We start from the raw sequence: 21806 nt of genomic DNA on the forward strand, positions 1-21806 counted from the left end.
GGAAATGGCGTGAGCATCGACGAACAGGCACTGCGCAATGCGCTTGGGGAAGTGGCAGGGGACCGCCTGCAGACGGTGAAAGTGGCGGGCGAGACGGCAACCGTCATGCTTGAAGTCGGCGGGCTGGAGCGGCTCGATCGCGACAAGCTGGAGATGGCCGTGCGCGATGCGGCGCGGAAGGCCGGAGTGGCGGATCTGCGCCTCGGCATGACCGCCGAGCGCAAGTCGCGCGTGATCATCGCGGTGGGATCGGGCAAGGGCGGCGTCGGCAAATCGACGCTGTCGGCCAATCTGGCGGTCGCCATGCACCGGCTGGGACGCAAGGTCGGTCTGGTCGATGCCGACATCTATGGCCCGTCGCAGCCGCGCCTGCTGCTCACGGAAGGTCGCAAGCCGGAGGCCGAGGACAGCAAGATCCATCCGATCCAATCGCCTTATGGGGTGCCGATGCTGTCGATGGGGCATCTAGTGCAGCCGGGGCAGGCGATTGCGTGGCGGGGCCCCATGGCCGGCAATGCGCTGGGCCAGCTGATCGATGCGCATTGGGGCGATACGGAGATCATCGTCGTCGACCTGCCGCCGGGGACCGGCGACGTGCAACTGACCATGCTGTCGAAGCACAAGCCGGCGGGCGCGGTGATCGTCTCCACGCCGCAGGACCTGGCGTTGATGGATGCGACCCGCGCCATCGGCCTGTTCGAACAGGGCAAGGTGCCGGTGATCGGCATGGTCGAAAACATGGCGGGCTATATCTGCCCGCATTGCGGCGAGGAGAGCGATCCGTTCGGCGTTGGCGGGGCAGAAGCGGCCGCGAAGACGATGGGTCTGCCGTTCCTTGGCCGCGTGCCATTGGACATGGTGATCCGGCGCGAGAGCGATGCGGGCAACCCGCCTGCAGCAGGCGACAGCCCGCAGGCCGAGGCGTTCCTTTCGATCGCGCGGGGCGTGCTCGCCTGGCTTGACGGGAAGCGCTGACGCGGATGCGCCTGACGCGGCGAGGGATGCTGGTGGGAGCGGGGGTGGGCGGCGCGCTGCTCATTGCTTTCCCGCTGATCCCGCGGCGCCATCCGGTGCCGCTCGCGGCGGGCAAGGGCGAGCATGTCGTCGATGCTTTCCTCAAGGTGGGCCGCGTCAAGGGTGGGAAGGACTGCATCCTGACGGTTGCCGTCCCGTTCTGCGAGATGGGGCAGGGCATCACCACGCTGGTTGCGCAGATCGTCGCTGACGAAGCGGGCGCGGACTGGCGCAAGGTGGCGGTGGAAGCCGCGCCAATCAGCCCGGCCTATGCCGATCCGGTCCTTTCAGCCAAGTGGGCGCCGCTGTGGATGCCGGCCTTTGCCTCGGTGGGAGAGGACGCCGATGGGATGCTGGCGCGGCTTCATGCCGAACGCGGCCCGCTCATGGTGACGGCGGATGGTACGGCGCTGGCGGCCTTCGAGACGCCCTTGCGTGAGGCGGGGGCGGCGCTGCGGGCGATGATGGCGCAGGCGGCGGCGGACATGTGGGGCGTGGGCTGGGAGGAGTGCGAGACGAAGGACAGCTTCGTCACCCACGGCAAGCAGCGCCTGTCGTTTGCCGAACTGCTCGATGCAGCGGTGGACTATGATCCGCCCGCGGTGCCGGTGCTGCGTGCCGAGCCACCGCGCGAGAAGCCCGGACAGTTTCCGGAAGGATCGCCGCCCAGCCATCCCCGGCTCGATCTGCCCGCCAAGGTCGATGGCAGCTTCACCTTTGCCGGCGACGTTCGCTTGCCCGGCATGGTCTACGCCGCGATCGCGCATGGGCCGCAAGGGGCGAGCGTGCTGTCGAGCTATGACAAGCAGGCGGCGGCGACGGTGCGGGGTCTGGTGAGCGTGGTCCACGCCAAGCGCTGGCTGGCAGCGGTTGCGACCGACTGGTTCAGCGCCGACAAGGCGGTGCGGGCCATGGAGCCGCGCTTCAAGGCCGATGGGCCGGTGGCCGATGCCGAGAAGGTGCTGGTTGCGCTCGACAAGGCGCTGACCAAGGGAGAGCCGCAGCGGCTCCTTGCAGAAGGTGATCCGGACGCGTTGCTGGCCAAGCCTTCATTGACCGCGCGCTACGATGTCGAACCGGCGTTCCACGCGCCGCTGGAGACCGCCAGCGCCACGGCGCGGATGCGGCACGGATTGCTTGAGCTGTGGATCGCGACGCAGGCCCCGGAACGGGCACGGCGCGCGGCGGCGCGCGCGGCGGGGCTCTCGCGCCGGGACGTGATCGTCTATCCGATGCACGCTGGCGGCAGTTTCGATGCGCGGCTCGACGTGCGCATCGCGGCGGAAGTGGCGGCGATCTGCAAGGTCATCGGCAAACCGGTGCAACTGACGTACTCGCGCTGGCAGGAAGCATTGGCGGGCATTGCGCGCACGCCGGTTTCGGCGCAGCTGGACGGAGCGTTGAGTCCGGACAAGACGCGAGTGCTGGGCTGGCGGACGCGGCTGGCGGTGCCAGCCACAGCTATCGAATCGGGGGCAAGGTTGCTCGATGGCTGGGGGGTGAGCCAAGCGCTCGAGCTGCAGGATCGGGTCGATCCGATGGCGTGCGAAGGGGCGATGCCGCTCTATCGGATTCCGGAAAAGGCCGTGGAGCATGTGCCGCTCGCGCTGCGGCAGCCGACGGCCCGCTTCCGCGGGCAGGCGCATGGTTACACCGCGTTCTTCACTGAGAGCTTCGTTGACGAGCTGGCCCATGCGGCGGGCAAGGAGCCGCTGTCGTTCCGTGTCGGGATGCTTGAGGGCGAGCCGCGCCTTGTCGCCTGCCTGCAGGGCGCTGGACGGCTGGCGCAGTGGGGCGGGGGGATAGAGGCTTCGGGGCAAGGCATCGCCTGCCATCAGATGGAACTGGCGACGGGTGGCGGCGTGGTGCGCAAAGGCCTGATCGCAGTCGTCGCCACGGCGCGCAGCGAGGCGGGCGTGGTGCGGGTGGATCGCCTGAGCGCATATGTCGACATCGGACGCATCGTCAACATGAGCCTTGCCCGCCAGCAGATCGAGGGCGGGCTGATGTTCGGCCTGGCCCACGCGGTGGGCGGGGCGAGCGGCTATGCCAAGGGGCGGCCTTCGGCAGGCAGACTCTCGCAATTGGGGCTACCCCTGCTTGCCGATTGCCCCAAGGTTGATATTGCCTTTGCCGACAGCAACGAAGACCCGTTCGACCCCGGCGAGCTGGGCATGGTCGCGGTGGCCCCTGCCATCGCCAATGCCCTGTTCTCCGCCACGGGCGTGCGCTTCCGCCGCCTGCCGCTGATTTCCGAAGGCCTGTGAGCCTCTTCCCAAGGATTGCAATGGAACGTCCTGCCGATCACCCCAATGTGCTTACCGGCAAGGTCGGCGTGCTTGTCGTCAACCTCGGCACGCCCGACGCGCCCGATGTCGATTCGGTCAAGCGCTACCTCAAGGAGTTCCTGTCCGATCCGCGCGTGGTGGAAATCCCCAGGCTGATCTGGCAGCCGATCCTGCGCGGCATCATCCTCAACACCCGGCCGAAGAAGTCGGCCCACGCCTATTCGCAGGTGTGGAGCGAGGATGGATCGCCGTTGGCGGCGATCACCAAGGCGCAGGCCCGCGCCTTGCAGGAGCGGCTGGGCGACGCGGCGATCGTGCGCCATGCGATGCGCTACCAGTCGCCCTCGATGGCCAAGGAACTCGATGCGCTGATGGCGGCGGGGTGCGAGCGCATTCTGGTGGCCCCGCTCTATCCGCACTATTCGGGCGCAACGACGGCTTCGGCGCTTGATGCCGTTGCGGACTGGATCAAGGCGCGTCGCCGCCTGCCAGCGCTGCGCACGCTGCCGCCCTATCACGACGATCCGGCCTATATCGGTGCGCTTCACGCCGACATGACGCGGCAGATGGCCACGCTGGATTTTGTGCCTGAACTGCTGCTGCTGAGCTATCACGGCATGCCGGAGCGGACGCTTTACTTGGGCGATCCCTACCACTGCCACTGCCAGAAGACCTCGCGCCTGCTGGCCGAACGCTTTGCCCAGAGCCATCCCAGCCTGCGGTTGGTGACGACGTTCCAATCGCGCTTCGGCCGGGCCAAGTGGCTCGAGCCTGCAACCGATGCAGTTCTTGCCGTCGAGGCCGAGAAGGGCACGAAACGCGTGGTGATCGCAGCGCCGGGCTTTTCGGCGGACTGCCTGGAGACTCTCGAGGAGCTGGCGATCCGCGGCAAGGAGGATTTCGAGGCGGCAGGCGGCACCCACTTCGCTGCACTCGAATGTCTCAACGCCGGGCAAACGGGCATGGACCTGCTGGAGACCATGACTCGGCGCGAACTGGCGGGCTGGATCGAATAAGGCTCTTGGCCGCTGCTGACAGGCGTGTTAATTGACCGGTTAAACCAGAACGCCGGGAGACACCATGGCCAGCATCGCACCCGAGGCTGCTGCTAACCTGCATACCGAACGCGCCAATCCGCACTGGGTGCGGCTGGGCGGCGATCACAAGCTTGACCATATTCCCGGCGAAGACGGCTGGCCGGTCTTGGGCACCACGCTGATGCAGCTGGCCGATCCGCTGGGCTTCCAGAAGCGCATGGTCGATACTTACGGCCCGGTGTTCCGCACGCGCAGCTTCGGCCGACGCGGGGTCAACCTGATCGGTGCAGATGCCAACGAACTGGTGCTGTTCGATCGCGACAAGCTGTTTTCGAACGAGCAGGGCTGGGGGCCGGTGCTGAACCTGCTGTTCCCGCGCGGGCTGATGCTGATGGACTTCGAGGCGCACCGGTTGGACCGCCGGGCCCTGTCGATCGCGTTCAAGCCCGAGCCGATGCGGGCCTATTGCGGGGTGCTGAATGCCGGAATTGCCTCTGCGCTGGAGCAGTGGGGCGGTTCGATGCGCTTTTACGACGCGATCAAGGCGCTGACGCTGGATACGGCAGCGTCAAGCTTCCTGGGCCTGCCGCTGGGGCCGGAGGCGGACCGGCTGAACAAGGCCTTCGTCGACATGGTGCAGGCCTCGGTCGGCGTGGTGCGCAAGCCGCTGCCGTTCACCAAGATGGGCAAGGGCGTGGCCGGACGGCGGCTGATGGTCGAATACTTCGGGCGTCTGGTGCGTGAGCGGCGGGCCAATCCGGGGCAGGACATGTTCAGCCAGTTCGCGCTCGCGACTCGAGACGATGGCTCGTTGCTGCCCGAGGACGTGGTGGTCGATCACATGATCTTCCTGATGATGGCGGCGCACGACACGATTACTTCTTCGGCAACGGTGCTGTTCTGGCAGCTCGCCAAGAACCCCGGCTGGCAGGACCGCCTGCGGGCCGAGGCGCGCGCGCTGACCGGCGGGGACGGTCTGCCGCTTGCCTATGAAGACCTCGGGCGGATGGAGCTTACGGAGATGGCATTCAAGGAAGCGCTGCGCTTCATGCCACCGGTGCCGAACATGCCGCGCCGCGCGCTGCGGGACTTCCGATTTGGTGGCTATGACATTCCGGCCGGCACGCCGATCGGAATCAGTCCGGCGGCGGTGCATGCCGATCCGGCGCACTGGGAGCAGCCCGAGATCTTCGATCCGATGCGCTTCACCGCGGACAAGGTGGCAGCGCGGCACAAGTATGCCTGGGTGCCGTTCGGCGGCGGTGCGCACATGTGCCTTGGGCTGCATTTCGCCTATATGCAGATCAAGCTTCTGGCCAATCACATCCTCACCCGATTCGAGGTGCGGATGTCTGCCGGTGCCGCGCCGCAATGGCAGGCCTGGCCGATCCCGAAGCCGCGTGATGGCCTGAGGGTGGAGCTGCGCCGAATCTGTTGACGATTCGGGCGTCCACAGTTAAGGGGCGCGCTTTCCGGCGGGACTTCCCGCCACTGTATGAGATTCACGCGGTCGCTCCTGGCGCCCGCCAAGGCACGAGAAACAGGAAGACCATGGCCAACACGCCGCAAGCCCGCAAGCGTATCCGTCGCAATGAACGTCGCGCCGAAATCAACGGCAACCGCCTTTCGCGCATCCGCACCTTCGTGAAGAAGGTCGAGACCGCACTGGCCGGCGGCGACAAGACGGCTGCTGCGGCGGCGCTGAAGGAAGCCCAGCCCGAGCTGGCACGTGGCGTTGCCCGTGGCGTGCTCCACAAGAACACCGTTGCGCGCAAGATGTCGCGCCTGTCGAAGCGCGTCGCCGCGCTCTGACTTTGGTGGGATGATTCGCTGCTCGAAGCGGCGGGTATTCTTCCAGAACGGCACAAATAAAGAACATGGTCGGCGATGATTTCGCCGGCCATTTTCATTTGTATTGCCTACTGATCTGCAGTCTTCCGCATTGTTACATTGTGCAGTCGCAACAAGTCACGGAATCTACGCGATTCGCATGACCACGTGCGACTGCATAAGTAAAAAGCCTTAGTTTTCAGGCATTTGATGCATCTCTGCGGGTTAGGGCGAGTCAAGGGCATTTATTTCAGTTTTTTTGCTCTGTGCCCGCTTGCGCGAAGGGGGCGAACCCCAATAGACAATGCGGACCGGGGGCGGGAATCACTGCCACTTGGTGTCACTTGAAATTTTATCGAACAGGGTCTGCTGCGCCTTGTGCGGCAGAGCAGGGGCATTTTGTGCCTGCGTGCCGGGGATGCGCGCGGGCCAATTCAGTCGAGGCAGCGAAGCGTGAAAGTAGACGATTTCGCAGGGGGAAGCGCGGTCAGCGCCATGGCGACCACTGCCAAGGGCGAAGGCGAGCGTAGCATGACGGGCAAGAAGGGACGTGACAGCACAATGATCGAGGACCAGGAAGCGCTGGATCTGGCAGCAGACTGGGCCGACATCAGCCAGGGTCTGAAGAAGGACCTTGGGCCGCAACTCCATGCCCAGTGGATCAAGCCGATCCAGCTCGGCTCATTCTGCAAGGAAACCGGCACGCTCGATCTGTTCCTGCCGACCGAATTCTCGGCGAACTGGGTGGCCGATCGGTTCGCCGATCGCCTCAGCCTTGCCTGGAAGATCGCGCGGTCGGAAGTGCGCCAGGTGCGCATCACCGTCCACCCGCGCCGCCGCTCGATGCCCGAGCTGCGCGTCGGTGGCGAAGCGCCAATCGCCCCGCGCGCTCCGGTTCACGCCGCACCGGCGATGCTCGATTCGGCGCTGTCCGGCCTCGATCCTTCGCTGACTTTCGCCGAGTTCGTTTCGGGTTCGGCCAATGTGCTGGCAGTCAACGCCGCGCAGCGCATGGCCGCATTGGAAACCCCGCAGTTCTCGCCGCTCTACCTCAAGGGCTCGACGGGGCAGGGCAAGACCCACCTGCTCCACGCGATCGGCCACGCCTTTGCCGCCAACAAGCCGGGCGCGCGCATCTTCTACTGCTCGGCAGAGCGGTTCATGATCGAATTCGTCCAGGCAATGCGCTCGAACGAGATGATCGAGTTCAAGGCCCGCCTGCGCGGCTTTGACATGCTGCTGGTGGACGACATCCAGTTCATCATCGGCAAGGCCAGCACGCAGGAGGAATTCCTCCACACGATCGACGCGCTGATGAGCGCGGGCAAGCGCCTTGTCGTCGCCGCAGACCGCGCTCCGCAGGCGCTGGACGGCGTCGAGCAGCGCCTGCTGTCGCGCCTATCGATGGGCCTTGTCGCCGACATCCAGCCGGCAGACATCGAGTTGCGCCGCAAGATTCTCGAGCATCGCCTCGGCCGCTTCGGCAACACGCAAGTGCCGGCCGATGTGATCGAGTTCCTTGCCCGCACGATCAACCGCAACGTGCGCGAGCTTGTCGGCGGCCTCAACAAGCTGATCGCCTATGCCCAGCTGACCGGGCAGCCGGTGTCGTTGCAGCTGGCCGAAGAGCAACTGACCGACATTCTGTCGGCCAACCGCCGTCGCATCACCATCGACGAGATCCAGCGCACCGTCTGCCAGTTCTACCGCGTCGACCGCACCGAAATGGCGTCGAAGCGCCGCGCCCGCGCCGTGGTGCGTCCGCGCCAGGTTGCGATGTATCTTGCCAAGGTGCTGACGCCGCGCTCCTACCCCGAAATCGGCCGCAAGTTCGGCGGGCGCGATCACTCGACCGTGATCCACGCCGTGCGCCTGATCGAGGAACTGCGCACTCGCGATGCCGACATGGACGGCGACGTGCGCACGCTGCTGCGGCAGCTGGAGGACTGACCGGGTTCACGCAGAGGCGCGGAGAAGAAATCGAGACGCGGAGAGACTTTGTCTTTGCGGCAAAGCCGCGCGAGAATCTCTCCCCCGGCCTCTGACGTGATATTCGATGGACAAAAGGGGCCTGTCGGCCCCGCCTAACCACTCTGCGCCTCCACTTCTTCTCTGCGTCTCTGCGTGAACTCTCTTTCTCTTCCGCCCCGCAGCCCCTAACTGCGTCGCATGACGCCAGACCGCCTAGACCGTTTCGCCCGCCACATCGTCCTGCCCGAAGTCGGCGCGATGGGGCAGGCTAAACTGGCGCAGAGCCACGTCGTGCTGATCGGCATGGGCGGCATCGGCTCGCCTGCCTTGCAGTACCTCGCCGGGGCCGGAATCGGTCGGCTGACGCTCGTCGATGACGATGTCGTCGAGGCAAGCAACCTGCAGCGGCAGACTGTCTATGCCCAAGCCGACATCGGCAAGGCCAAGGCCGAGGCTGCCGCAGCGTGGGTGCAGGCTTTCGATCCTGCGCTGGAAGTTTCGGCGCACGTCCTGCGCATCAAACGCGACAACGCTGCGAGCCTGATCGCCGGGGCGGATGTCGTGCTCGATGGCTGCGACAACTTCGCCACGCGGCTTGCCGTCTCGGATGCCTGTGTCAAGGCGGGCGTGCCTCTGACCAGTGCGGCGCTGGGGCGGTTCCAGGGGCAGGTGGCGAACTTTGCCGGGCACCGTGAAGATCATGCGTGTTATCGCTGCTTCGTGGGCGATGCTTTCGATGCCGAGGATTGCGACACGTGCGCGGACCTTGGCGTGCTCGGGGCGATGGTCGGGATGGTCGGTGCCTTTGGCGCAATGGCAGCGATGCGGGTGCTGCTGGAAGGCGTTTCGACGCTGGGGGATCCGCAGTGGGGTCAGTTGCACGTTCTGGACGGCCTCAAGCCGTCCCTGCGCACGATGCGCATTGCGCGGGACCCGGAGTGCCGGGGGTGTAGTTCTCGCCTCTCAGGTAGCGCTGGGGCCCACCCCTAACCCCTCCCGCCTGCGGGAGGGGGACCAGCGAGCGTAAACCGTACTGCTACTCCCCTCCCGCAGGCGGGAGGGGTCGGGGGTGGGCATTGGTCCGCAGTGACCTCGCAAAAGAAAAGGGCGCGGGGACCGAAGTCCTCGCGCCCTTTCTGTCTGGCCTGAAGCCGCCTCTTACGAAGCGAGCTTGCGCAGCACGTAGTGCAGGATGCCACCGTTCATGAAGTATTCGACTTCGTTGGCGGTATCGATGCGGCACAGCGCGGTGAAGGTCAGCTTGGTGCCGTCCTTGCGCGTGACTTCGACTTCCACGTCCTGACGCGGCTGCAGGTTGGCAACACCCTTGATCGTGAAGGTGTCGTCGCCAGACAGCGCCAGCGAGGTGCGGTTCTGGCCTTCCTTGAACTGCAGCGGCAGCACGCCCATGCCGACGAGGTTCGAGCGGTGGATGCGCTCGAAGCTTTCGACGATCACGGCGCGAACGCCGAGGAGGTTGGTGCCCTTGGCCGCCCAGTCGCGGCTGGAGCCAGTGCCGTATTCCTTGCCGGCGATGACCACGGTCGGCACGCCATCGGCCTTGTGCTTCATGGCCACGTCGTAGACCGAGCCGACCTCGTCGCCGTAGCGCGAGAAGCCGCCTTCGACGCCGGGGACCATCTCGTTCTTGATGCGGATGTTGGCGAAGGTGCCGCGCATCATCACTTCGTGGTGGCCACGGCGCGCGCCGTAGGAGTTGAAGTCCGCCTTCGAGACCTGGTGCTCCATCAGCCACTGGCCGGCGGGGCTGTCAGCCTTGATCGAACCGGCCGGCGAGATGTGGTCGGTGGTGATCGAATCGCCGAGGATCAGCAGCGGCTTGGCTTCGATGATGTCGCTGACCGGAGCCGGCGTCATCGACATGCCTTCGAAGTACGGCGGGTTGGCGACATAGGTCGACCCGGCGTGCCACGAGTAGGTTTCCGAACCGGTGACGTTGATCGCCTGCCAGTGCGCGTCGCCCTTGTAGACGTCGGCATAGCGGGCCTGGAACATGGCGCGGTCCATGCAGCCGGCCATGGTGGTGGCAACTTCGCTGTTCGAGGGCCAGATGTCCTTGAGGTAGACGTCCTGGCCGTTCTTGCCCTTGCCGATCGGGGTGGTGGTGAAGTCTTCGACCACGGTGCCCTTGAGCGCATAGGCGACGACCAGCGGCGGCGAGGCGAGGAAGTTGGCGCGCACGTCAGGCGAGACGCGGCCTTCGAAGTTGCGGTTGCCCGAGATCACGGCGGCGGCGACGAGGCCGTTGTCGTTGATCGCCTTGCTGATCGGTTCGGCGAGCGGACCCGAGTTGCCGATGCAGGTGGTGCAGCCATAGCCGACGAGGTTGAAGCCAACCGCATCGAGGTGCTCCTGCAGGCCAGCCTTGTTGAGGTAGTCGGTGACGACCTGCGAACCCGGGGCGAGCGAGGTCTTGACCCAGGGCTTGGGCTTGAGGCCGAGTTCGTTGGCCTTCTTGGCGACGAGGCCAGCGGCCACCAGCACGCCCGGGTTCGAGGTGTTGGTGCACGAGGTGATCGCGGCAATGGTCACGTCACCGTCGCCGATGTCGAAGTCCTTGCCTTCGACGGGCACGCGGGCCGGGGTCTTCTTGTAGGTGTTCGCCATGTCCGCATTGAACACGTCATCGACTTCGGGAAGCGAGACGCGGTCCTGCGGGCGCTTCGGGCCGGCGAGCGAGGGCACGACGGTGCCGAGGTCAAGCTCCAGCGTCGAGGAGAAGATCGGCTCGACCGCCGGGTCGATCCAGAAGCCCTGCTCCTTGGCATAGGCCTCGACGAGCGCGATCTGTGCTTCTTCACGGCCGGTCAGGCGCATGTAGTCGAGGGTCTTCTCGTCGATGCCGAAGAAGCCGCAGGTGGCACCATATTCCGGAGCCATGTTGGCGAGCGTTGCACGGTCAGCGAGGCTGAGCGCGGCAAGACCGGGGCCGTAGTATTCGACGAAGCGGCCGACCACGCCATGCTTGCGCAGCATGTTGGTGCAGGTCAGCACGAGGTCGGTGGCGGTGACGCCTTCCTTGAGCTCGCCCGTGAACTTGAAGCCGACGACTTCGGGGATGAGCATCGAGACCGGCTGGCCGAGCATTGCCGCTTCGGCTTCGATGCCGCCAACGCCCCAGCCCAGCACACCAAGGCCGTTGACCATAGTGGTGTGGCTGTCGGTGCCGACGCACGTGTCGGGGTAGGCAACCGTGACGCCGTTCTGGTCGGTCGAGGTCCACACGGCCTGGGCGATGTTCTCGAGGTTGACCTGGTGGCAGATGCCGGTGCCGGGGGGCACGGCGTAGAAGTTGTTGAGGCTCTTCGAACCCCACTTGAGGAAATCGTAGCGCTCCATGTTGCGCTGGTATTCGATCTCCATGTTCTCTTCGAAGGCCTTGGGGTGGCCAAACTCGTCAACCATGACCGAGTGATCGATCACGAGGTTCACCGGGACCAGCGGGTTGATCTTGCTGGTGTCGCCGCCGAGCGTGGCGATGGCGTCGCGCATCGCGGCGAGGTCGACCACGCAGGGCACGCCGGTGAAGTCCTGCAGCAGCACGCGCGCGGGGCGGTACTGGATCTCGTTGTTGGATTCGGTGGGGCTCTTCTGCCAGTCGACGATCGCCTTGACGTCGTCAGACGAGACGGTGAAGCCGCCGTCCTCGAAGCGCAGGAGGTTTTCGAGAAGGACCTTCATCGAGAAGGGCAGGCGTGAGATGTCGCCGAACTTCTCGGAAGCCTTCTTGAGCGAGTAATAGGCGTAGTCCTTGCCGCCCACGTTCATCGTGCTGCGGGTGCCGAGCGTATCCTGTCCGACCTGGGTCATGGCTTTGCGTCTTCCCTCCTGTCGCGGCCGTTGCTGTACGGTGCCACGCGGGGAATCGCTCTTGGACCAAAGGCCCGTGGCGGCGCGGCAAGTTACGGCCTGAAAGCGAGAGGGCGATGCGCGCAAAGCGCGGGCGCGTCAAGGGCGGGAGGGGCGCAATTTGTGCAGGTGCAGAGCGATTCGTCGTGGTAGAACGCTTATTGATTTGCAATTGCAAAAACGATCCTCATTGCGAGGGGTTCACTTCTGAGCGATCACGTCCGGCGAGGCCTTTCTGGTGGCATAGAGGCAACCTGCGACGATCAGCGTCACTCCGGCCAGCATGGGTACCGTCACCGGCTCGGCGAAGGCGATCCATCCGACGATCGCTGCCCAGATGAACGCGGTATATTCCAACGGCACCAGCACCTGCGCTTCCGCACGGCCATAAGCCCAGCTCAACAGCATGATCGATGCAGCAGACAGGATCGCCGACACAACAAGCAGCCACCAGACCGCGCCGGTCGGGAATGGCGCAAACCACCATGCGCCAATGCCGAGAAATCCGAACTGGACGAGGGCCTGGAAGAAGGCCACCTCCTCGGGCTTGGCGAGGAGCGCCTGCTGACGCTGCAGGACAAGGTTCCAAGCGTAGAGCACTGCCGAGACCAGCGTGGCGACGAGGCCCTTGACCGCTTCGGCATCGGCGGGACCATCGAACTTGCCGCCAGCAATGACGACAACGCCTGCAAGCGCCAGCACCGAGCCGCCGATGGCTGCCGGTCTGACCGTTTCTCCGAGCATTATCGCTGCGAGATAGAGCGCGATCAGTGGCGCAATGAAGGACAGGGCAATGCCCTCGGCAAGCGGAAGCCTGACGATCCCATAGAAGAACAGCGTCGCCATCACCGAGGCGACCGAACCGCGCAGGAGGTGCACCTTGAGGGCCGGCCAGGCGGGCCATCCCTGCCCGCGCCAAAGCCACAAAGGGAACATCAGTGCTGATCCGGCAAGGCCGCGCCAGCACATCGCAGCGTAGGCACCGATCGCCAGCGACGCGGCCTTCATCACGCCGTCCATCACCGAGAACAACGCGAGCCCAAGCATCGAGGCAAGAACCGGGAGCAAGAGCGGGCGATGATCGTTCATCGGCAGGCCATAGGCAAACTGGTTGCGGTTTGAAACGATGTTCTGGCCAACCGGCGCGATTCAGGCTCCAGTCAGGCGCAATCTTCGATAGCGCCGTGCTTGATAGTCTGGTGGGCTTGGGGCAGGACACTGGCAATGGTGCGGCCGCCCGGGACGACGTAATTGAACAGGGAAGTGCGGAACGTGAAGCTTGCGAAATTCGGAATCGGTACCTCGGGCAAGTTTGGCGTGGCTCTGGTGGCGCTGACGTTCGCGGCCCAGCCGCTCGTTGCGCAGACAGCCCCGACTTCCGGGCCGATCGACCTTACCAAGCAAGCCAAGCCCCCGGTGGTGGCACCAACCGTGGCGGCTCCGGTCGCGCCCGTGGCTCCGTCTGCACCGGTTGCCGCGCCGCACTGGACGCAGTCCGATGCGCAGGCGCTGCTGGCAACCATCAAGGGCGTCGGTGCCGAAGGCTTGTTCCCGAAGGATTATCAGCCGGAAGTCCTGTCAGCCGCTATCGTAAAGGGCGAGGGCCAGGAACTGGATGAGACCGCGACCAAGCTGTTCACCTGGCTGGCAGAGGATTTGCGCGACGGGCGCACGCCGATGACAGCGCGGGTGCAGTGGTTCGCGGTGGACCCCGATCAGGATACCAACCCGACTTCGCTGATCCTCGCCGAAGCCCTCGAGAAGCATGACGTGAAGGGCGCGCTCATGGCGCTACTGCCGACCGTGCCGGATTACGCTGCGCTCAAGGCCGCGTTGCCCAAGGCGCAGACCCAGAAGCAGGCCGCGCTGATTCGGGCCAACATGGACCGCTGGCGCTGGCTCGCCCGCGATCTCGGCTCGCAGTACCTCTTGACCAACGTGCCCGAGCAGATGCTGCGGCTGACCGTCAAGAACAAGATCATCAGCACCTACAAGGTCATCGTCGGCAAGCCCGGCAAGACCGCGACCCCGCAGCTGGCCGAGACGGTCGAGGGCGTGATCTTCAACCCGACGTGGACCGTGCCGCAGTCGATTGTCGTCGGCGAAGGGCTGGGCGCACGTCTGGTCGGCAACCCGAAGCAAGCCGAGCGCGAAGGTTACAAGGTCACCAAGGCGGCTGATGGCACGATCTATGTCGTCCAGCAGCCGGGCGACAACAATTCGCTTGGGCGCATGAAGCTCGACATGCCGAACGAGCATGCCATCTTCCTGCACGACACGCCCAACCGCAACCTCTTCAATCTCACCGCTCGTGCGCTAAGCCATGGTTGCGTGCGCGTAGAGCGGGCGACGGAGCTGGCGATGACGATGGCAATCCTGGGCGCAAGCATGACGCCTGACGATGCCGTCGCCGCGCATACCTCGAAGGTCTACACCAAGGTGCCGATGACCAAGACCTTCCCGGTCTATCTCACCTATTTCACGGTGGCGCGCGACGTGACCGGGATGCTGCGTTCATTCCCGGACATCTATAGCCGCGATGCGCCGGTGCTGGCGAGCTTCGCCCAGCCGCGCCAGCAGCACACCACGCAGCGCAAGAGCAACGAGGAAGTCATCAAGCTGGACAATCCTCTTTGATGCTCTTGTTGTGAGGACGAGGCTCAGCATCTGTCGGCGCAAGCAGCGGTTCTGCACCAAGCAGGACGCCGATGCGGCGGCGGCGGTGAGCGGGCTCGTTCTGCATCCTTACAAGTGCGAAAGGTGTTTTGGCTGGCACCTGACGAGCAGGACGAAGGGACGGCGCGTCCCTCGCCCTCAAACCGGTGTTCAGCCGAGACCCAACCTGTCGGCGTAGAGCAGGCGTCCGCCGGAAAGGTGCCACAGGGCTTCGTTGAAGTCCGATTCGCTCATGGCAAAGCAGCCGTCAGAGCGACCGAGCTTACCCCATTTTTCCAGCATTGAGGGATTGGCGTACCACGCGGAATGCAACACGATCGCGCGGTCAAGCACGTTGGAGTTGTCCGGTTCCAGCCCGCCCAGGCGGATCGAGGTTCCGTACTTGCCCTTGTACCATTCCCAAGTGACGTAAGCGCCGCGCGAGGTGGCGAGGCTGCCGACCTCGTTGGAAAAGGTCTTCAGGAAGCCATCGTGTTCAGGGTCCGAACCGCGGCCGTGCGCGACGAGGAAAGACCTGACCTCGCCGCGTTCGAGATTGGCGAAGTGGAAGCGGGGCAAGGACGAGGGCATCGCGAAGTCGGCAATGCCGACGATGTCGGTGCGCCACAGCGACGCGCGGTGCTTTTCCACTTGCTCGGCGGCAATGCGCAGGACTTCGCGGTGCTGCTGGTTGGGGTAGTACGTTGCTGCCGCCACGCGCGGCGGGAACACGGCAGCGACGGCGCTTGCCGCAGCGCCTGCCAGTACCGTTCGCCTGTCGACTTTGTCTGTCATGTCCGGTCCCGTACCACGCTTTCGCCTTATCAAGCGTGAACGGCGAGCATTCTATGCATTTGCGACCGGATTTCCAGCACCTGCGCCAAGCTGCGCCGCAAACTGGCTTCCAAGCTGGCTCAGGGCCGTGCCGTCGACGCGCATGACCGTCCATTCGTCCATGAACTTCGCGCCGAGCGACTTGTAGAAACCGATCGCAGGCTCGTTCCAATCGAGCACTGACCATTCCAAGCGCGCGCAGTCCCGCTCCACCGCCAGCGCGGCGAGGTGTGACAGCAGCGCCTTGCCGAGGCCGGAGCCGCGGGCTTCGGGCTGCACGAACAGGTCTTCGAGGTAGATCCCCGGCTTGCCCTCGAAAGTCGAAAAATTGTGAAAGAACAGGGCAAACCCCTGTGGCTTGCCGTCGAGTTCGCCGATGACGACTTCAGCATAGGGGCGCGGTCCGAAGAGCTTGGCTGCCAGTACCGCCTCGTCGAAACGGACCTCGTGCGCCAGCTTTTCGTATTCGGCGAGAGCGCGGATGAGTGCGGCGATCAGGGGTGTGTCGGCAGGGGTGGCGGGGCGGATCGAGATGGTCATGGCCTTCGCCTAGCGCTTCGCAAGGAACCTTGCCAGCTTCGCCGGATTACGAAAGGCATGAACGCCATGATCCGCACCACGCTTGCCTCTGCCCCCGTGCTTCTGGCACTTGCTGGCTGTTCGACGGATGGCGCGAGGCCGGAGAGTTCGCTGCCTACGCCGGAGACTTCTGCTCCGTCATCTTCCGAACCTGTTACCCGGATACTCGACCGAACGGCGGCGGATCAGTTGCTGCGCAATGCCGGCGTGACCTTGCAGTGGATCGACTGGAATACGCGCGGCACGGCCAATGCGCGGGACGAAAATGGGGTGATCCGGTTGACCGCCAGTCAGGCTGCATCCAGTGGTCCCGGTCGCCTCTGGCTGGATGGCCAAGTGACCGAGATCGGCGCGGATTACTTCGTCTTTTCAGGCACGATCCGCATCACTGACACACCGGATGCTGGCCGAAAGTGCGAGGCGACCCGCGAAGACTGGCGCTTTGCCGTGACGCAGAATCGCCCCTACTGGCGCCTGCGCACCTTTGATTGGTGCGACGGGCTCACCGACTACATCGATATCTACAAGCCCACGGCAGGACGCTGACAGGTTACTCCGCTGCCTCGGTGACGTTGCCGGCGTCGGTCGTCGCCGCTTCGATCTCGGCGGCCTTCTTCTCGACCAGCGAGACGATATGGTCGAGCATCTCTTCGGACTGCACGGTGTGGTCGGTCACGCCCGAGAGGTAGACCATGTGCTTGCCGTTGCCGCCACCGGTGAGGCCGATGTCGGTCTCGCGTGCCTCGCCCGGGCCATTGACGACGCAGCCCAGCACCGACAGCGAGATCGGCGTCTTGATGTGGGAAAGACGGCTTTCAAGCGCCTCCACAGTGCGGATCACGTCAAAGCCCTGACGCGCGCACGAAGGGCAGGAGACCACGCGGACACCGCGCGTGCGCAGGCCGAGGCTCTTGAGAATCTCGAAGCCGACGCGGACTTCCTCTTCCGGTTCGGCCGAAAGCGAGACGCGCAAGGTATCGCCGATGCCGGCCCAGAGCAGGTTGCCGATGCCGATCGAGGACTTGACGGTGCCGCCGATCAGACCGCCGGCCTCGGTGATGCCAAGGTGCAGTGGGCAATCGACCGCTTCGGCAAGGCCCATGTAGGCGGCGACCGCGAGGAACACGTCGGAGGCCTTTACCGCCACCTTGTATTCGTGGAAGTCGTGGTCCTGCAGCAGCTTGATATGATCGAGCGCGCTTTCGACGAGGGCCTCGGGACAAGGCTCGCCATACTTCTCGAGCAGGTCCTTCTCGAGGCTTCCGGCGTTGACGCCGATGCGGATCGCGCAGCCATTGGCCTTGGCCGCGCGGACCACTTCGGCCACGCGCTCGGACGAGCCGATGTTGCCCGGGTTGATGCGCAGGCAAGCCGCGCCGGCATCGGCGGCTTCCAGCGCGCGCTTGTAATGGAAGTGGATGTCGGCAACGACCGGGATGCGCGCCGCCTTGGTGATCTGGCGCAGCGCCGCGGTGCTCTCGACGTCGGGGCAGGAAACGCGGATGATATCGGCACCCGCATCCTCGCAGCGGCGGATCTGGTTGATCGTCGCCACAGCGTCGGACGTCAGCGTATTGGTCATCGTCTGAACGGTGATCGGGGCATCACCGCCAACGGGGACGCTGCCGACCATGATCTGGCGGCTCTTGCGACGCGCGATATCGCGCCATGGACGGATCGAGGACATGCGCCCTCTATAGGGACTAAGGCGCCGGTTCGGAAGGCGTCTAAAGTGGGCCTGCAAACATGAATTCGGGATCGCAGTGCTCACCCACCCAGAATTCGATGTCTGCCACCTTGTCGAGTCCATAGCGCCGGTAGAAACGCTGCGCATCGGGGTTGTGGGCATAGACCGAAAGCTGCATCTCGTCGGCGCCCCACGCCCGCGCTTCGGCCAGTGCCCAGTCCATCAGTCGCGCGCCATGGCCGCGCCCGATCAGGTCAGGGTCGGTGTAGAGCTGCTTGAGCTCCATCGGGAAGCTCGCCTGAGTCTTTTGGGGGAGCGAACTTTTCCGCACGATCTTGCAGAAGCTGGCCAGCACGCCCTCTTCCTCGATCACGGCGATCTTCATCTCCGGATCCGCGAGTTGCGTCAAAACGGTCGCTTCTGAGTGGGATTCCTCAAGAAAGCGGGAAAGGTTCTCGGTGGTGTAAAGGTTGCCGAACTTGGCGATGAAGGCGCGGCGGCCAAGGTCGGCAAGGGCGGGAGCATCGGCAGAGGTGGCGAGGCGGAGCGTCATGCTCCGCCTTTAGCGCTTCAGCCCTGCCAATTCAAAGCGGTCAGCTGGCCTTTTCGGCCTTCACCTTGGTGTAGGGCACGAACTTGCCGAGACCGACCGATCCGCGCCAGAAGCCGACATTGCGATCGACCATGCGCACGATATCGACACTGCACAGCTGCGCTCCGAACGGTGTCGTGACCATGATGTCGTTGTCGGACAGCGAGCTTGCGCCAGAATCGGGACGGTTCACCCAGATGGTGCTGCCAGTGTCGTAGACGATGGCTGTCTTGTCATAAATGCGCGTATTGACGACGCGCGGCAGATACAGGCAGTCCTGCGGCTTGCCCGCCACGCGCCCTTCAAGCGTCTTGGCGAGTTCCTGTTCCGGGGTGAGACGCGGCTTGGCGTCGGCAGCGGCTCCGGCAAGAAGCAGCGATCCGGCGGCCAGTGCCGCAGCGAATTTGCTGGCGGTCTTGATCATCTGGCACTTCCCTTTCGATTCGGTCCCTGACCGTTAGCGCGAAACGGCTTAACCCGCGCTGACCACATAACGCCGCAGCGCCAGCAATCCTTCGATCAGGCCGTGCCGCCCACGGTGAGGCCTTCGACCAGCAAGGTCGGCTGCCCGACGCCTGCCGGAACGCTCTGCCCGCCCTTGCCGCAGACGCCGACGCCTTCATCGAGCGCAAGATCGTTGCCGATGCCAGTCACCTTGGTGAGGCAGGTCGGCCCATCGCCGATCAGCGTAGCGCCCTTGATCGGCGCGCCAAGCTTGCCGTTCTCGATGCGGTAGGCCTCGGTGCAGGAGAACACGAACTTGCCGCTGGTGATATCGACCTGCCCGCCACCGAAGGACTTGGCGAAGATGCCGTTCTTCACGCGGGAGAGCAGTTCGGCGGGATCATCGTTGCCGCCGCGCATGAAGGTGTTGGTCATGCGCGGCATCGGCGCATGGGCGAAGCTTTCGCGCCGGCCGTTGCCGGTGGGGGCCACGCCCATCAGACGGGCATTGAGGCGGTCCTGGATATAGCCCTTGAGGATGCCGTCCTCGATCAGGATGTTCTCCTGCGTCGGCGTGCCCTCGTCATCGATCGAAAGCGAACCGCGACGGCCCTGGCCATTGACGCCGAGCAGCGTGCCGTCGTCGATCACGGTGACGCCGGGCGCGGCCACGCGCTCACCGATCCGACCGGAGAAAGCGCTCGTGCCCTTGCGGTTGAAATCGCCTTCGAGACCATGGCCGACCGCTTCGTGCAGCAGCACGCCCGGCCAGCCTGGGCCGAGCAGCACGGTCATTTCGCCGGCAGGCGCGGCCACCGATTCGAGATTGACCAGCGCTTGGTTCAGCGCCTCGTCGATCGCACGGTTCCACGTATCGGGCGAGAACAGGTCGTCGTAGAGGCGGCGTCCACCTATGCCGAAGGATCCGGTCTCGCGTCGCCCGTTCTGCTCGGCCACGATCGAGACGTTGAGGCGGACGAGTGGCCGCACGTCGTGGGCGACAAAGCCGTCGGCACGGACGATTTCGACTACCGACCACGAACCGGAAAGTGACGCTGAAACCTGCGCGACGCGGGGATCGCGCGCGCGCGCGGCGGCATCGATGGTTTCGAGCAGCTTGACCTTGGCTTCGAACGGCACGGCATCGAGCGGCGAGGCTTCGGTATAGAGGTGGCGGTTGTTGTTGCGCGGTGGCGGGGCAGCCTGGCCCTTGGCCGGATCGAGCAGTTTCAGCGTTTCGCCTGCGCGGGCGATAGCGGCGGCGGAAATCTCGTTGGCGTGGGCGAAGCCGGTCATCTCGCCGGAGACGCCGCGCAAACCGAAGCCGGCATCGCGCGAATAGTCCGCCGTCTTCAGGCGGCCATCATCGAAACCAAAGCTCTCGCTGGCGATGAACTGGAGATAGAGTTCGCCATCATCGCAGGATTTCAGCGCTTTGGCGGTGAGGTTTTGCGCCTCCTCGGGCGAAAGGTGGCCAGAGCGATAGAGCAGCGAGCGGGTGTCGAGATCGGTCATGTTGACCGATATAGGCGCTCAAGGCACAAAGGCCATAGAGCGAAGAGGCTTAAGCGGCCGCAGCGTTGTCCGCTGGGCCGTCCTTCAGCACGAAGCGCCTGTCGCAATATCCGCATTCGACATAGCCCTTCTCGTCAATTTCGAGCCAGACGCGCGGATGGCCAAGGGCAGCGCCGCCACGGATGTCGGACGCGCCGTCGCACTTTACGCGATGATGATCGGTGTAGACGGTTTCGGGTGCCTGAATCATGCGCTGCGGCTAGCAAATCGGCGGGCTTCAGACAATTGCGTTTTCGCTGGCACTGGTGCAGGCAGCGGCCATGGCAAGCACCAACGAAAATCCTCCCGCAATCCGAATTCGCGATCTGGTCAAGCGCTATGCGCCGACGGGCAAGGCGCCGGGCAAGCTGGCACTTGATGGCGTCAGCTTCGATGTGCCGCAAGGGCAGATTTTCGGTCTCCTCGGGCCAAACGGTGCGGGCAAGTCGACACTGATCAACACGCTGGCCGGGCTGGTCATGAAGACCTCGGGCAGCGTCGAGATCTGGGGACATGACATCGATCACGATGTGCGCAATGCCAAGGCTTCGATCGGGATCGTGCCGCAGGAAATCGTGTTTGACCCGTTCTTCACGCCGGCCGAAGTGCTCGACAACCAGGCCGGCCTCTATGGCGTGCCGAAGACGATGCGGCGCACGATGGAGCTGCTGCGCGCGGTGCATCTCGCCGACAAGGCCGATGCCTATGCCCGCTCGCTGTCAGGCGGCATGAAGCGTCGCCTGCTGATCGCCAAGGCAATGGTGCACGCGCCGCCGGTGCTGGTGCTTGATGAGCCTACAGCAGGCGTCGACGTCGAACTCCGGCGGCAGCTGTGGGAACTGGTCGGCGAACTCAATCGCGATGGCGTGACAGTTGTGCTGACAACCCATTATCTCGAGGAAGCCGAAGAGCTTTGCGATCGCATTGCGATCATCAATCACGGCAAGCTGATCGCCAACAAGCCGACGCGCGAGCTTGTTGACATGGCGCGGGAAAAGATTGTCCTGCTTACGCTGGATCGTGAGCTCGATGCTGCGCCGCAACATCCCGCGTTCCTCAAGAGCCACCTGTCTGGCGAGCGTCAGGTCGAGATCAGTTACGACAAGGATCGCACGACCGCCGGCGAAGTCATGTCTCTTGTGCAGGGGCAGGGGTATGCGATCGTCGACGTTTCGACGCGGGAAGCGGATCTGGAGGACGTGTTCGTCAGCTTGACCAGCATGCCAAAAGAAACTGCCTGATGCGCTGAAGCGCCGGGGCTAGGTTGCTGCGCCATTCTTGACGGCGCGCCAACCACCGCGCTCCAGTCGGCGGATCGGTGCATTGCAGTTCCGGCAAGTGCCGACGAACGTCCGGCCGTTCCATTCCACGGCAGAGCGTTTGGGGCGATGGCGATTGAGCATGCAAAGGAGCCTGGTCTCAAGCATGAGCGGTCAATCTGTGTGAGGGTT

Annotated in this window: 20 protein-coding genes; 10 read left to right on the forward strand and 10 right to left on the reverse strand. The window is 64.6% G+C overall.

Translation table 11 applies throughout. The annotated features are described in order from the left end of the window. Positions 1 to 9 precede the first annotated feature (9 nt). From HGI46_RS17365 to HGI46_RS17395, 7 genes are all read left to right on the forward strand, one after another. Complete coding sequence (locus HGI46_RS17365; RefSeq protein WP_346766765.1) at positions 10 to 975, forward strand: Mrp/NBP35 family ATP-binding protein; 966 nt, start codon at positions 10 to 12, stop codon at positions 973 to 975. Between the two features lie 5 nt (positions 976 to 980). Next, the gene (locus HGI46_RS17370; RefSeq protein ID WP_168905266.1) at positions 981 to 3281 is read left to right on the forward strand and encodes a molybdopterin cofactor-binding domain-containing protein; all 2301 of its coding nucleotides are present in this window, start codon (positions 981 to 983) and stop codon (positions 3279 to 3281) included. A gap of 20 nt (positions 3282 to 3301) precedes the next feature. After that, complete coding sequence (hemH, locus tag HGI46_RS17375; protein WP_168905267.1) at positions 3302 to 4318, forward strand: ferrochelatase; 1017 nt, start codon at positions 3302 to 3304, stop codon at positions 4316 to 4318. Positions 4319 to 4382: 64 nt separating this feature from the next. After that, on the forward strand, positions 4383 to 5777 hold the full coding sequence (locus HGI46_RS17380; protein ID WP_168905268.1) for a cytochrome P450: 1395 nt from the start codon (positions 4383 to 4385) through the stop codon (positions 5775 to 5777). 113 nt (positions 5778 to 5890) lie between these two features. Further along, the gene (rpsT, locus tag HGI46_RS17385) at positions 5891 to 6151 is read left to right on the forward strand and encodes a 30S ribosomal protein S20 (RefSeq protein ID WP_039333732.1); all 261 of its coding nucleotides are present in this window, start codon (positions 5891 to 5893) and stop codon (positions 6149 to 6151) included. Positions 6152 to 6730: 579 nt separating this feature from the next. After that, positions 6731 to 8119 carry a chromosomal replication initiator protein DnaA gene (dnaA, locus tag HGI46_RS17390; RefSeq protein ID WP_168905346.1) on the forward strand — a complete coding sequence of 463 codons (1389 nt, stop codon included), beginning with the start codon at positions 6731 to 6733 and terminating at the stop codon, positions 8117 to 8119. Between the two features lie 219 nt (positions 8120 to 8338). Beyond that, positions 8339 to 9130 carry a HesA/MoeB/ThiF family protein gene (locus HGI46_RS17395; protein WP_168905269.1) on the forward strand — a complete coding sequence of 264 codons (792 nt, stop codon included), beginning with the start codon at positions 8339 to 8341 and terminating at the stop codon, positions 9128 to 9130. 168 nt (positions 9131 to 9298) lie between these two features. Here HGI46_RS17395 and acnA read toward each other — a convergent pair whose 3' ends face one another. Continuing rightward, positions 9299 to 11971: an aconitate hydratase AcnA gene (gene acnA / locus HGI46_RS17400; protein WP_168905270.1), complete on the reverse strand. Its 2673-nt coding sequence runs from the start codon at positions 11969 to 11971 to the stop codon at positions 9299 to 9301. A 240-nt stretch (positions 11972 to 12211) separates the two neighbouring features. Continuing rightward, the gene (locus HGI46_RS17405) at positions 12212 to 13099 is read right to left on the reverse strand and encodes a DMT family transporter (protein WP_118072948.1); all 888 of its coding nucleotides are present in this window, start codon (positions 13097 to 13099) and stop codon (positions 12212 to 12214) included. 183 nt (positions 13100 to 13282) lie between these two features. Between HGI46_RS17405 and HGI46_RS17410 the strand changes: the two genes are divergently transcribed. Continuing rightward, on the forward strand, positions 13283 to 14647 hold the full coding sequence (locus HGI46_RS17410) for a L,D-transpeptidase family protein (protein ID WP_346766766.1): 1365 nt from the start codon (positions 13283 to 13285) through the stop codon (positions 14645 to 14647). Positions 14648 to 14836: 189 nt separating this feature from the next. Here the strand turns inward: HGI46_RS17410 and HGI46_RS17415 are convergent, their stop codons facing one another. Both HGI46_RS17415 and HGI46_RS17420 read right to left on the reverse strand, forming a co-directional pair. Beyond that, positions 14837 to 15460, reverse strand: coding sequence for a murein L,D-transpeptidase catalytic domain-containing protein (locus HGI46_RS17415; protein WP_168905272.1), 624 nt, complete (start codon positions 15458 to 15460; stop codon positions 14837 to 14839). 51 nt (positions 15461 to 15511) lie between these two features. After that, positions 15512 to 16039: a GNAT family N-acetyltransferase gene (locus HGI46_RS17420; RefSeq protein ID WP_168905273.1), complete on the reverse strand. Its 528-nt coding sequence runs from the start codon at positions 16037 to 16039 to the stop codon at positions 15512 to 15514. Positions 16040 to 16096: 57 nt separating this feature from the next. Between HGI46_RS17420 and HGI46_RS17425 the strand changes: the two genes are divergently transcribed. Continuing rightward, the gene (locus tag HGI46_RS17425; RefSeq protein ID WP_240946858.1) at positions 16097 to 16624 is read left to right on the forward strand and encodes a hypothetical protein; all 528 of its coding nucleotides are present in this window, start codon (positions 16097 to 16099) and stop codon (positions 16622 to 16624) included. Between the two features lie 4 nt (positions 16625 to 16628). Here the strand turns inward: HGI46_RS17425 and ispG are convergent, their stop codons facing one another. The 5 genes from ispG to HGI46_RS17450 form a co-directional block, all read right to left on the reverse strand. Further along, positions 16629 to 17765: a flavodoxin-dependent (E)-4-hydroxy-3-methylbut-2-enyl-diphosphate synthase gene (gene ispG, locus HGI46_RS17430; protein WP_168905274.1), complete on the reverse strand. Its 1137-nt coding sequence runs from the start codon at positions 17763 to 17765 to the stop codon at positions 16629 to 16631. Positions 17766 to 17805: 40 nt separating this feature from the next. Continuing rightward, the gene (locus HGI46_RS17435) at positions 17806 to 18318 is read right to left on the reverse strand and encodes a GNAT family N-acetyltransferase (RefSeq protein WP_168905275.1); all 513 of its coding nucleotides are present in this window, start codon (positions 18316 to 18318) and stop codon (positions 17806 to 17808) included. Positions 18319 to 18358: 40 nt separating this feature from the next. Continuing rightward, on the reverse strand, positions 18359 to 18781 hold the full coding sequence (locus tag HGI46_RS17440) for a hypothetical protein (RefSeq protein ID WP_118072954.1): 423 nt from the start codon (positions 18779 to 18781) through the stop codon (positions 18359 to 18361). A gap of 95 nt (positions 18782 to 18876) precedes the next feature. Continuing rightward, entirely contained in the window at positions 18877 to 20316 is a 1440-nt protein-coding gene (tldD, locus tag HGI46_RS17445) for a metalloprotease TldD (protein WP_168905276.1), read from the reverse strand. 49 nt (positions 20317 to 20365) lie between these two features. Continuing rightward, complete coding sequence (locus tag HGI46_RS17450) at positions 20366 to 20566, reverse strand: zinc-finger domain-containing protein (protein ID WP_118072956.1); 201 nt, start codon at positions 20564 to 20566, stop codon at positions 20366 to 20368. Positions 20567 to 20636: 70 nt separating this feature from the next. On the opposite strand from HGI46_RS17450, the gene HGI46_RS17455 reads away from it, so the two are divergent. Continuing rightward, positions 20637 to 21596: an ABC transporter ATP-binding protein gene (locus HGI46_RS17455; RefSeq protein WP_168905277.1), complete on the forward strand. Its 960-nt coding sequence runs from the start codon at positions 20637 to 20639 to the stop codon at positions 21594 to 21596. A gap of 18 nt (positions 21597 to 21614) precedes the next feature. On the opposite strand, the gene HGI46_RS21935 is transcribed toward HGI46_RS17455, so the two are convergent. Further along, positions 21615 to 21758: a hypothetical protein gene (locus HGI46_RS21935; protein WP_162895939.1), complete on the reverse strand. Its 144-nt coding sequence runs from the start codon at positions 21756 to 21758 to the stop codon at positions 21615 to 21617. Positions 21759 to 21806: the final 48 nt, after the last annotated feature.

The organism is Novosphingobium sp. ERW19 (assembly GCF_012641315.1).
GTDB lineage: Bacteria > Pseudomonadota > Alphaproteobacteria > Sphingomonadales > Sphingomonadaceae > Novosphingobium.